The following is a 12,240-nucleotide window of genomic DNA, read 5'->3' on the forward strand; positions in this document are numbered from 1 at the left end:
AGGGAGAGCCCCAAGTGACCATCGCGCCAGCCGACCCGGCTTCAGCTACCGCTTTCGCACAGCAGGAGCGGAAGCAGGTCCCGGTGGAGACGGACGGTCCCGGTACCACTCTGCTGCGTACCCTGACCGACCTCACCGCCGACCTCCCCGGCGCCGACCCCGGCCGGGTCGCCGCCGCCACGCTGCGCGGCCGGTCCGCGCACGCGGACGACACGGAGCTGCGCGAACTGGCCACCGAGGCGGCCGCGGGCCTCATCTCCGAGGACCCCGTCTACTCCCGGCTGGCGGCCAGACTGCTGACGATCAGCATCGCGGCGGAGGCCGCCTCGCAGGGCGTCACGTCCTTCTCCGGGTCGATCGCCGCGGGTCACCGCGAGGGCCTGATCGCCGACCGCACGGCGGAGTTCGTCCGGCTGCACACGGCCCGGCTGGACGCGCTGATCGACATCGACGGCGACGACCGCTTCGGCTACTTCGGCCTGCGCACCCTGCACAGCCGCTATCTGCTCCGGCACCCGATCACCCGCAAGGTCATCGAGACGCCCCAGCACTTCATGCTGCGCGTGGCGTCGGGCCTGGCCGAGGACGACACGAACCGGGCCCTGGACGAGGTCGCGGCGCTCTACGGGCTCATGAGCCGTCTCGACTACCTCCCCTCCTCCCCCACGCTGTTCAACTCCGGTACGCGGCACCCGCAGATGTCGTCCTGCTACCTCCTCGACTCCCCGCTGGACGAGCTGGACTCCCTCTACGACCGCTACCACCAGGTGGCCCGCCTCTCGAAGCACGCGGGCGGCATCGGTCTTTCGTACTCCCGGATCCGTTCGCGCGGTTCGCTGATCCGCGGTACGAACGGGCACTCAAACGGAATCGTCCCGTTCCTGAAGACCCTCGACGCCTCGGTCGCCGCGGTGAACCAGGGCGGCCGGCGCAAGGGCGCGGCCGCGGTCTACCTGGAGACCTGGCACTCCGACATCGAGGAGTTCCTGGAGCTGCGCGACAACACCGGTGAGGACGCCCGCCGTACGCACAACCTGAACCTCGCGCACTGGATCCCGGACGAGTTCATGCGCCGGGTCGACGCCGACGGGCAGTGGTCCCTCTTCTCGCCCTCCGACGTGCCCGAGCTGGTCGACCTGTGGGGCGACGAGTTCGACGCGGCGTACCGCGGGGCGGAGGCGGCCGGCCTCGCCAGGAAGACCATCCCGGCCCGTGACCTCTACGGCCGCATGATGCGCACCCTCGCGCAGACCGGCAACGGCTGGATGACCTTCAAGGACGCCGCCAACCGCACCGCCAACCAGACGGCGGAGCCGGGCCACACCGTCCACTCCTCGAACCTCTGCACCGAGATCCTGGAGGTCACGGACGACGGGGAGACGGCGGTCTGCAACCTCGGCTCGGTCAACCTCGGCGCCTTCGTGGTCGACGGGGACATCGACTGGGAGCGGCTGGACGAGACGGTCCGTACCGCCGTCACCTTCCTCGACCGTGTCGTCGACATCAACTTCTACCCGACCGAGCAGGCCGGCCGGTCGAACGCGAAGTGGCGGCCCGTCGGCCTCGGCGCGATGGGTCTGCAGGACGTCTTCTTCAAGCTGCGCGTCCCCTTCGACTCCCCGCAGGCCAAGGCCCTCTCCACCCGGATCGCCGAACGGATCATGCTCGCCGCGTACGAGGCCTCGGCCGACCTCGCGGAGCGCAGCGGCCCGCTCCCGGCCTGGGAGAAGACCCGTACGGCCCGTGGCGTCCTGCACCCCGACCACTACGGCGTGGAGCTGACCTGGCCGGAGCGCTGGGCGGCCCTGCGGGAGCGTATCGCCGCAGTCGGCATGCGCAACTCCCTCCTCCTCGCCATCGCGCCCACCGCCACCATCGCGTCCATCGCGGGTGTGTACGAGTGCATCGAGCCTCAGGTGTCCAACCTGTTCAAGCGCGAGACGCTCTCCGGTGAGTTCCTCCAGGTCAACTCCTACCTGGTGGACGAGCTGAAGAAGCTCGGCGTGTGGGACGCGCAGACCCGCGAGGCGCTGCGCGAGTCCAACGGTTCGGTGCAGGGCTTCACTTGGGTCCCGCAGGACGTCCGCGACCTGTACCGCACGGCCTGGGAGATCCCGCAGCGCGGCCTGATCGACATGGCTGCCGCCCGCACCCCGTTCCTGGACCAGGCCCAGTCCCTGAACCTCTTCCTGGAGACGCCGACGATCGGCAAGCTCTCCTCGATGTACGCGTACGCCTGGAAGTCGGGCCTGAAGACGACGTACTACCTGCGCTCCCGCCCGGCGACCCGTATCGCCCGTGCCGCCCAGGCGCAGGCCCAGCCCGAGAAGACCATCCCCGTGCAGGCGATCCCCGACGAGGACGCCGTCGCCTGCTCCCTTGAGAACCCCGAGTCCTGCGAGGCCTGCCAGTAATGAGCTCCACCGAGAAGAACCTGCTCGACCCGGGCTTCGAACTCACCCTCCGCCCCATGCGCTACCCGGACTTCTACGAGCGCTACCGGGACGCCATCAAGAACACCTGGACCGTGGAGGAGGTCGACCTCCACTCGGACGTGGCCGACCTCGCGAAGCTCTCGCAGGGTGAGCAGCACATGATCGGCCGGCTGGTCGCGTTCTTCGCGACGGGCGACTCGATCGTGTCGAACAACCTCGTGCTGACCCTCTACAAGCACATCAACTCCCCCGAGGCGCGCCTGTATCTCTCCAGGCAGCTGTTCGAGGAAGCGGTCCACGTCCAGTTCTATCTGACCCTGCTGGACACCTACCTTCCCGACCCGGAGGACCGCGCCGCCGCCTTCGACGCCGTCGAGAGCATCCCCTCGATCCGTGAGAAGGCCGAGTTCTGCTTCAAGTGGATGGACTCGGTGGAGAAGCTGGACCGCCTGGAGACCAAGGCGGACCGACGTCGCTTCCTGCTCAACCTCATCTGCTTCGCCGCGTGCATCGAGGGCCTCTTCTTCTACGGCGCCTTCGCGTACGTCTACTGGTTCCGCAGCCGGGGTCTGCTGCACGGTCTCGCCACCGGCACCAACTGGGTGTTCCGCGACGAGACGATGCACATGTCCTTCGCCTTCGAGGTGGTGGACACCGTGCGCAAGGAGGAGCCGGAGCTCTTCGACGACCAGCTCCAGCAGCAGGTCACCGACATGCTGAGGGAGGCCGTCGAGGCCGAGCTGCAGTTCGCGCGCGACCTGTGCGGTGAGGGTCTGCCGGGCATGAACACCGACTCGATGCGCCAGTATCTGGAGTGCGTGGCCGACCAGCGTCTGCAGCGTCTCGGCTTCGCCCCGGTGTACAGCTCCGAGAACCCCTTCTCCTTCATGGAGCTCCAGGGCGTCCAGGAGCTGACCAACTTCTTCGAGCGCCGCCCCTCGGCGTACCAGGTGGCGGTGGAGGGCTCGGTCGGCTTCGACGAGGACTTCTGACGGACGAGAACTTCCGTCGGCACGAGGTCTTCTGACGGTATGACACCGGTGATGCCGGGCCGCATGTGGCGGCCCGGCATCACCGCGTCTCGTCCATGGGCCGTCCATGCACCGTCCATGGACCCCCTATGGGGCGGCAAAGTTCTTCGGGCGTGGCTATCCGGGTGTCATCGGCCCCGGCTAGGTTCTGGCCGTCCTGACATGTCACGTACAGCGGCACGACAGGGCGAACGAATTGGCATGCCCATGGCACATCCGCACTTCTCTCACGCTACGCGCGTCACGGGCCTGCCACGCAACGCCGAGAACCCCCACTTCCGGCTGTGGAGCCGTGCGCGGCCCGACCCCGGTCCGCACGGCACCCGCCTCAAACCGATGGAGGCAGCACCCATGCGTGAGACACCCCCCAGCAGGCCCGCCCGGCGACTGCGAAGACTTCTGACCGCCGCCGCGCCCGCCCTCGCCCTCACGGTCGCCGGACTCATGGCGGCCCCGGCCGCGAACGCGCAGCCGGCGCCGACCACCGCCAAGCCCTCCCGGGCCGCCCAGAACGCGAAGGCCCTGACTGCCCCGGCCGCACAGGCCGTGCACTCCACGGGCAAGGCGGGCCAGAAGGTGCCGACCACGCACCTGTGCGGCGCCCCGACAGCCGGTCACGCGGCCTGCTTCGCGCAGCGCCGCACCGACATCAAGCAGAAGCTCGCCGCCGCGATCTCGCCGAACGCCGCCGCCGCGGTGTCCGGTCTGAGCCCGGCCAACCTGCACAGCGCCTACAACCTGCCCTCCACCGGCGGCTCCGGCCTGACCGTCGCCGTGGTCGACGCGTACAACGACCCCAACGCGGAGTCGGACCTCGCGACCTACCGTTCGCAGTTCGGCCTGTCGGCCTGCACCAAGGCCAACGGTTGCTTCAAGCAGGTCAGCCAGACCGGCTCGACCAGCTCCCTGCCGACCAACGACACCGGCTGGGCGGGTGAGGAAGCGCTCGACATCGACATGGTCAGCGCGGTCTGCCCGAACTGCAACATCGCCCTCGTCGAGGCCAACTCGGCCACCGACTCCGACCTCGGCACCGCCGAGAACGAGGCCGTGACGCTGGGCGCGAAGTTCGTCTCCAACAGCTGGGGCGGCTCCGAGTCCTCCTCGCAGACCAGCGAGGACACCTCGTACTTCAAGCACCCGGGCGTCGCCATCACCGTCTCCTCCGGTGACTCCGCCTACGGCGCCGAGTACCCGGCCACGTCCCAGTACGTGACCGCCGTCGGTGGAACGGCGCTCAGCACCTCCTCCAACTCCCGCGGCTGGACCGAGTCCGTGTGGAAGACCAGCAGCACCGAGGGCACCGGCTCCGGCTGCTCCGCCTACGACGCCAAGCCGAGCTGGCAGACCGACACCGGCTGCTCCAAGCGCATGGAGTCCGACGTCTCCGCGGTCGCCGACCCCGCCACCGGCGTGGCCGTCTACGACACCTACGGCGGCTCCGGCTGGGCGGTCTACGGCGGTACGAGTGCCTCCTCGCCGATCATCGCGGGTGTGTACGCCCTCGCGGGCACCCCGGGCTCCAGCGACTACCCGGCGAAGTACCCGTACTCCCACACCTCGAACCTGTACGACGTGACCAGCGGCAACAACGGCTCCTGCTCGCCCTCGTACTTCTGCACCGCGGCCACCGGCTACGACGGTCCGACCGGCTGGGGCACCCCGAACGGCACCACCGCCTTCGCGTCGGGCACCAGCACCGGCAACACGGTGACCGTCACCAACCCGGGCAGCCAGTCCACCACCACCGGCGGTTCGGTCAGCCTGCAGATCTCGGCGAGCGACAGCGCGGGCGCGACCCTCACCTACAGCGCGAGCGGCCTGCCGACCGGTCTTTCGATCAGCAGCTCCACCGGTCTGATCTCCGGCACCGCGAGCACGGCCGGTACGTACAGCGTCACCGTCTCCGCCTCCGACAGCACGGGCGCCTCCGGCTCCGCCTCCTTCACCTGGACCGTCAGCACCTCCGGCGGCGGCACCTGCACCTCGGCGCAGCTGCTCGGCAACCCGGGCTTCGAGTCGGGCAACACCACCTGGAGCGCCAGCAGCGGCGTGATCACCAACGACAGCAGTGAGGCCGCGCACGCCGGTTCTTACAAGGCATGGCTGGACGGTTACGGCTCGACGCACACCGACACGCTCTCCCAGTCGGTGACGATCCCGTCCGGCTGCAAGGCCAGCTTCACCTTCTACCTGCACATCGACACCGCGGAGACCACCACAAGCAGCCAGTACGACAAGCTGACGGTCACCGCCGGATCGACCACCCTGGCGACGTACTCGAACCTCAACGCCGCCTCCGGCTACGCCCAGAAGACCTTCGACCTGTCCTCGTTCGCCGGGTCCACCGTCACCCTGAAGTTCAGCGGTGCCGAGGACTCCTCGCTCCAGACCAGCTTCGTCGTCGACGACACCGCCGTCACGACCAGCTGACAAGTGGGGCCCTGGCCGGCGTCGCGGCCAGGGCCCTGTTTCCCTGTGTCCCTGTGTGGATCCTGATGCGGGGGTGGTACGTCCAAGCGACAAGGAGGTGCCACCCCATGCGCCGTACGACCCATCATCGGATCCTCGCCCTCACGGCCCTGACACTGCTCCTCGCGGGCTGCGGCACACAGGGAGGCGGTGACGCGGGCGGCAGCCGCACCGTGTCGCCGTCCCCCACGACGAGCCACCCGAGCTGTGACACGGCTCCCGCGGAGCTCGGCGCCGCCGACACCGGCCACACGTACTGCCTCACGGCCGGCGGCGTACTCCGCCTCACCCTGGACGGCACCACCAGCCGGCCCTGGACGCCCGTCAAGGTCAGCGGCAGCGGGCTAGAGGCCACCAACAGCGGCGTCGTCCTCCAGGCGGGCGACGCGAGCTCCGCCTTCAAGGCGGTCTCGGCGGGAACCGCCCGCCTCAGCTCGTCCCGGCCGCTCTGCGCGACCGCCCCGGGCAAGGTGTCGTGCAAGGGCATTCAGGAGTGGACGGTCACGGTGCTGGTCACGAAGTCCTAGCTGACGGTCGATGCGCCGCTCGTGGGCCACGCCGATCAACGCGGGCAGGGCCAGGACCACGAAGAGCGCGAGGACGGTCAGGATTCCGACGGTCGTGTCCGAGTTGCCGATGAGTGTCTTCATGAACACCACTGTCGTACCGCTCGCCCTTCGGCGTCAGTGGCAGGACTGCCGCACACCCTCGATTTCCTGCCACGGCCGAGGCACACTGGCGGGCATGCTGAAAAACGTGGCCGCGGTCCTGCTCGACGGTGTGCACCCCTTCGAACTCGGGGTCGTCTGCGAGGTGTTCGGCATCGACCGCAGCGACGACGGCCTGCCCGTCTACGACTTCGCGGTCGCCTCCGCCGAGGGCCCGACCCTGAGCACCCACGCGGGGTTCTCGCTGACCACGGAGCACGGCCTGGAGCGACTGGAGAGCGCCGACCTCATCGCTCTGCCCGCCGGGAACTCCTATGTGTCCCGGTCCTATCCGCCCGCACTGCTCGACGCCCTGCACCGCGCCACGGACCGCGGCGCCCGGGTGCTCAGCGTCTGTTCCGGTGTCTTCGTGCTCGGCGCGGCCGGGCTCCTCGACGGGCGGCGCTGCGCCGTGCACTGGCACCACGCCGAGGAGCTGGCCCGGCAGTACCCGAAGGCGATCGTCGAACCGGACGTGCTGTACGTGGACGAGGACCCGGTGATCACCTCGGCCGGCACCGCCGCCGGAATCGACGCCTGTCTGCACATCGTCCGCAAGGAACAGGGCCCCGAGGTCGCCAACGCCATCGCCCGCCGGATGGTGGTGCCCCCGCACCGGGACGGCGGGCAGGCCCAGTACATCGAGCGCCCGCTGCCCCGCTCCACCTGCGACACGGTCGGCGAGGTGCTGGTGTGGATGGAGCGCCACCTCGACCGGGAGGTGACCGTCGAGCAGCTCGCGGCCCGCGCCCACATGTCCCCGCGCACCTTCGCGCGCCGCTTCCAGCAGGAGACCGGCACCACCCCGTACCGCTGGATCCTGCGCCAAAGGGTGCTGCTGGCACAGGAGTTGCTGGAGGCTTCGGACGAGACGATGGACGCGATCGCGGGCCGCACCGGGTTCGGCACCGCGGCCGCGCTGCGCCACCAGTTCGTCCGGAGCCTGGGGACGACCCCGCAGGCGTACCGGCGCACGTTCAGGGGCCCGCGGGCTGCCTGAACGCGCACCGGTACGGACACGGGGTCACCGCGGGCGACGCCGCGCGGTCAGCGCGGCAGGGCCCTCAGCAGCAGCCGGTACGGACGCAGGGTGATGCCGACGCGGGTCGCGTCATTGGACTCGGAGACCTGCTCGAACCGCCACCGGGACGCCACCGTCGCCGTGATCAGGCTGAGCTGCGCCATCGAGAAGTGGTCGCTCGGGCACTTCCGGTTGCCCACGCTGAAGGGGCTCATGGCGTGCTTCGGGACGTCCTTGGCGCGTTCCGGAAGCCAGCGGTCGGGGTCGAAATCCAGATGCCCGTCGTACGAGCGCGGATCACGCTGGATGGCGAACGGACTGTAGACGATGTCGGCACCGGCCGGTATCCGATAGCCGCCGAGTTCGGTTTCGGTCACCGCCCGCCGGGTCAAAATCCATACGGCGGGGCGCAGCCGCATCGACTCGACGACGACATTGTTGGTGTACGACAGCTTCCGGACGTCGTCGAATGCGACGGGCCGGTCTCCGACGACGGATTTGACCTCCTCGGCCACCCGCGCGGCGTGTTCCGGGTGTTCGGTGAGGACTTGCAGCAGCCACATGATCGTGGACGCCACGGTTTCGCTGCCGGGCGTGAGTATCGCTACGACTTGGTCGTGGATCTCCTGTTCGCCGATCGGCTCGCCGTTCTCGTCCTTCGCTTCCAGCAATGCCGTCAGCAAATCGTCCGGCTTTTGACCGGATGCGCGGCGCTCGGCGACGATCTCGTCGACGAGGAGATGCAAATCGGCCAATGCGCGGTCGAATTTGCGGTTGGCCGGAAGCGGCAGCCGATAGAGCGGGCCCGCCGGGATCACCATGCGCCGGTACATGCCGCGGAACACGGTGGCGAGCGCGACGCTCAGCCGCTCGGCGCGCTCATCCATGAACTCGCCGCGCAGCAGACAGCGGGCCGCGATGCGCACGGCGACGCGGAACGACTCGGAGGTGCAGTCGACGGGCTCGCCCGACCCCATGCGCTCGGCGAGCGCGCGCGCCTCCTCCTCCATGATCGGTCCGTACTCGGGGATGATGTCGAGCCGGAACGCGGGCTGGATGGTGCGGCGCTGGCGACGGTGCCTGGGCCCGTTGGCGGTGGCCACGCCCTCCTTGCCGAGCAGGCCTTCCAGGGACTCCCAGAGGGGTCCGTCGATCTTGAAGTCGGTGCTGAGCGCCATCGCTCCGGTGAGGGCCGGCGAGGTGAGCGCGTACACCGTCTTGGGGCCCAGCTTGAGCCGTACGACGTCGCCGTGGTCGCGGAGCCGGGCGAGGAAGCCCAGCGGGTCGCGGACCAGTTTCCAGCCGTGGCCCAGGACGGGTACGCCGCCCCCGGCCAGGGGTGGGACAGGCAGCTGTGGTGCCGCCGGTTGCGCGGGCTTCACGGACTCGACGGTCATGACTCACCTGCCGCTTCGTTGTTGACGTACGGGGGTGTGGAGCGGTCGTCCCAGCTGTCGACGGTGTACCGGCCGGACTCGTGGTGGAACCAGTACACGGAGCTGAACCAGTTCCGCATATTGCCGAGGCACGCTTTCACCGCGAGGCTCAGTTCCTTGCCGTGCACGGTGCCGTCCGCGAGAGTGTCGGCGAACCGGTTGAGGTCCTTTTCCGCGTCGAGGAATTCGGTGATGCATTCCCCGATCCGCCGCCGGATGTCCTGGACCGCTTCTTCGAGTGTCAGCCTCTCGTGATAAATGAGGCTGATTCCGAGATTGTGGACCTCGTCGCCCGCTATTTCTTTCGGGAGCGAGCAGAGATCGTTGTACCAGGCGGCGAATTCCTGACTCAGCAGCGTCGCCCGCCGATATGCGAAATGGTTCCGCACGGCGGTGGGGAGTTCACAGCCCGCGCTCGGTTCCAGAAGGTCGGTCCAGATCCAGTGCGCAAAGGTGAGCCGCCGTAGTTCCAGATATTCCTCGACCGTGGGCACGGTTCCGTTGACACGGTTGCGGAATTCCCGGTCGTACGCCTCGATCACCGCGTGGAAATGCCGGGCGAAGCGCGCGTTCCACTTCTTGGTCAGGAACGAGTACAGGCGCACCATGCTGTCCGCGAACCCCGCGACCAGGGGATCCCGGTGGTGCAGGTGCTCCCTCGGGGAGTCCAGAGCCGCGTGCAGCTGGAACCTGAGCCTCCGCCAGGCGCCGGGCCTGCCGTGGACGACATCGCGGTCGTGGCGGTCGTCCCAGACGAAGAACCACGCGCTGTAGTCCGCTATCGCCTGCATGACCTCGTCGGGAGCGCCAATGTAGTAGCCCGCCATGAGGTCCGTATAGCAAAGGCCGTCGGCATATTCGTCGACCTTGTCCGCCGGCATGAGGCGTTTTTCCCTCAGCCACGAACGTGTGTTCTCCTGGAGCCTCGGCCAATACGGGTGCAGTTGACGGGAAAACGCGGACTCGATCACCGGGAGAGAGAGCGCCGGTGGAACCGCGACCACGGTCGGTGTCGATGAAGTGCCGTGTGAGAATGCATGCACGAACAAACCCCTCTCAGCCGCCAGTTGACGCTGCGCCCCTCCCGCTGTGCCGGGCGTGCGCCGTTGCGTATCCCCGCACTTCCCATTCAGCACCACAACTGACCGTTCTGGGAACGGATTTGCTTCACTCACTACCCCACAGTGCTGAGAATCTCCCCTTGTGTGACTGAATATGGATCACTAGAGGAGCACAAGGGATCGAACGTGCGACGCACATGCGAACGGCGCCTGGTCAGGGAGTTCCCCCTGACCAGGCGCCGCTCGGGCCCACCCACGCGTGCGCGCGGGCCCCAACTGTCCTGCCGCGACTCAGTCGTTCGCGACGATCGGGTAGCGGGGCTCGTTCTCGGCCATCTGCCGCAGGGCTTCCTTGCGCTCACGCTTGGAGAGCCGGTCGATGTAGAGGTAGCCGTACAGGTGGTCGGTCTCGTGCTGGAGGCAGCGCGCGAAGTAGCCGGTGCCGCGCACCTTGATCGGGTTGCCCTTCTCGTCCTGCCCGGTGACCTCCGCGTAGTCCGGGCGGGCCAGCGGCGCGTACGCGGTCGGCACCGAGAGGCAGCCCTCGTTGCTGTCGTCGAGGCGGCGCTGCTCGGCGGGCAGCTCGACGAGGACGGGGTTGCAGACGACACCGACGTGCCGCTTGCCCTCGTCGTCCTGGCAGTCGTAGACGAAGACCTTCAGGTCGACGCCGATCTGGTTGGCCGCCAGGCCCACGCCCTCGGCGGTGCGCTGGCTGGCGAACATGTCGGCGACCAGCTGGTCGAGCTCGGGCCCGAACTCGGTGACGTCCTTGCACTCCTTGTGCAGCACCGGGTTGCCGACGACCGTGATCGGCCGCGAGGTACCGCGCTCACGGTAGGCCGCCTCGCGCTCCTCACCGTCCTCGGTGTCGATGACGAAGCCCTCGTCGTCCACGGGGAGCACTCCAGAGTGCTGCTGCTCGGTGTCCTGCTGCGCCATGACCGACGTACGCCTTCCTCGAAACCAGGGGTGTGGTGCTCATACAGGGTACGGGGGTGGCGCCCCCGTAAGGGGCGCGGGGAACTGCGCGACGAGCCCCCACCGGCCCGCGGCGAACCCGCAGCGCTCAGCAGACCTCTTCGAGATCCCGCCAGTCCCGGGAGTCGGGGCTGTCCGCGACCCACCCGTCCAGCAGCCCCCTGACCAGCGGAGCCGGCGCGGCCACCCCGCACTCCCGCTCCGGCACCCACAACTGCCCGTCGGTGCGGTGACCGAGCGGCCCCGGGTGTCCGGGCTCGCTGTGGTCGTGCGGGTCGAGATGCTCACCGTCGCCCTCGTCGGACGGCATCCGCGACTCGGAACACATCCGGCACAGCAGCCGTACGGACGAGGACCAGTCCTCCGCGGCGAAGCCGGCGTCCGCCGCGAGCTGCTCCAGAGCGTCCCGGTCCTCCTCGGTGGCGGCCTCCAGGAGGACCACCCAGGTGGGCACCGGGGACGGCGCCCACAGCTCGATCTCGTCGAAGACCGGATAGGCGTGCCCGGCGGCGGTCGTCCGCTCCCCGTGCGGGACACCGTCGTGCAGAACGACCTCGCCCCAGCGCCGCCCCGAGGACGGCAGCGGAATGGACAGGACCTCCACCCGGGCCGGATCGAGCCTGCGCCCCCACACGACCTCGGCCTCGCCCTCCGGCGACAACCGTACGGCCGCACTGCCGAGGTCCATGCCCACCGGTTCCCCGGAGACGGCGGCCCCGCCGGGTACCCGCAGCCCGTACGCCTGCCAGGCACGGCGGGCCAGCGGCCAGTCCTGCAAGGCGGTGGCGGCGATCCCGACGTTCCACCAGTCGGGGGCGCCCGCCTCTCGTTCGAGAAGTGCGACGGCCCGCAGGCCCGCGGCCCGCGCCTGCTCCCAGTCGTGCCGGAACTTGTGCAGCAGGGCCAGGTTGAACCAGGACTCCGACAGCCAGGGCTCCAGGTCCGCGGCGCGCGTCAACAGCGCTCCCGCGTCCTCGTACCGGCCGTCGCCGATCAGCGTGAACGCGCGATCGGTGGCCTGCCGCCATGAGGCGGAGGGCCGGTGCCGTCCCTTGCCGAAGATCCTCACGATTCCCGCCTGCCAGTTCCTTGCGTT

General features: G+C 69.1%; 9 protein-coding genes. 5 read left to right on the forward strand and 4 right to left on the reverse strand.

All coding sequences use genetic code 11. The features are described from left to right. The first annotated feature begins 14 nt into the window (after positions 1 to 14). The 5 genes from ACZ69M_RS21825 (at position 15) to ACZ69M_RS21845 (ending at position 7,645) form a co-directional block, all read left to right on the forward strand. Positions 15 to 2,414 carry a ribonucleoside-diphosphate reductase subunit alpha gene (locus ACZ69M_RS21825; RefSeq protein WP_470051993.1) on the forward strand — a complete coding sequence of 800 codons (2,400 nt, stop codon included), beginning with the start codon at positions 15 to 17 and terminating at the stop codon, positions 2,412 to 2,414. Next, positions 2,414 to 3,427: a ribonucleotide-diphosphate reductase subunit beta gene (locus tag ACZ69M_RS21830; protein WP_470051995.1), complete on the forward strand. Its 1,014-nt coding sequence runs from the start codon at positions 2,414 to 2,416 to the stop codon at positions 3,425 to 3,427. The genes ACZ69M_RS21825 and ACZ69M_RS21830 overlap by 1 nt, the downstream gene beginning before the upstream one ends. A gap of 390 nt (positions 3,428 to 3,817) precedes the next feature. Next, complete coding sequence (locus tag ACZ69M_RS21835; RefSeq protein ID WP_470051997.1) at positions 3,818 to 5,899, forward strand: putative Ig domain-containing protein; 2,082 nt, start codon at positions 3,818 to 3,820, stop codon at positions 5,897 to 5,899. 107 nt (positions 5,900 to 6,006) lie between these two features. Beyond that, a complete protein-coding gene (locus ACZ69M_RS21840; RefSeq protein WP_470051999.1) occupies positions 6,007 to 6,465 on the forward strand; it encodes a hypothetical protein in 459 nt (152 codons plus the stop codon). Positions 6,466 to 6,682: 217 nt separating this feature from the next. Continuing rightward, positions 6,683 to 7,645: a GlxA family transcriptional regulator gene (locus tag ACZ69M_RS21845; RefSeq protein ID WP_470052001.1), complete on the forward strand. Its 963-nt coding sequence runs from the start codon at positions 6,683 to 6,685 to the stop codon at positions 7,643 to 7,645. A 47-nt stretch (positions 7,646 to 7,692) separates the two neighbouring features. Here ACZ69M_RS21845 and ACZ69M_RS21850 read toward each other — a convergent pair whose 3' ends face one another. The 4 genes from ACZ69M_RS21850 to ACZ69M_RS21865 all read right to left on the reverse strand — a co-directional run bounded on the left by ACZ69M_RS21850 (position 7,693) and on the right by ACZ69M_RS21865 (position 12,213). Beyond that, complete coding sequence (locus tag ACZ69M_RS21850) at positions 7,693 to 9,063, reverse strand: bifunctional albaflavenone monooxygenase/terpene synthase (RefSeq protein WP_095852678.1); 1,371 nt, start codon at positions 9,061 to 9,063, stop codon at positions 7,693 to 7,695. Beyond that, entirely contained in the window at positions 9,060 to 10,145 is a 1,086-nt protein-coding gene (gene cyc1, locus ACZ69M_RS21855; RefSeq protein WP_470052445.1) for an epi-isozizaene synthase, read from the reverse strand. The genes ACZ69M_RS21850 and cyc1 overlap by 4 nt, the downstream gene beginning before the upstream one ends. Before the next feature lie 309 nt (positions 10,146 to 10,454). After that, positions 10,455 to 11,105, reverse strand: coding sequence for a peptide deformylase (gene def / locus ACZ69M_RS21860; RefSeq protein ID WP_470052003.1), 651 nt, complete (start codon positions 11,103 to 11,105; stop codon positions 10,455 to 10,457). A 127-nt stretch (positions 11,106 to 11,232) separates the two neighbouring features. Continuing rightward, a complete protein-coding gene (locus tag ACZ69M_RS21865; protein WP_054228149.1) occupies positions 11,233 to 12,213 on the reverse strand; it encodes a tetratricopeptide repeat protein in 981 nt (326 codons plus the stop codon). Positions 12,214 to 12,240 lie beyond the last annotated feature (27 nt).

The sequence above is a fragment of the Streptomyces sp. NPDC107454 genome (assembly GCF_055582885.1).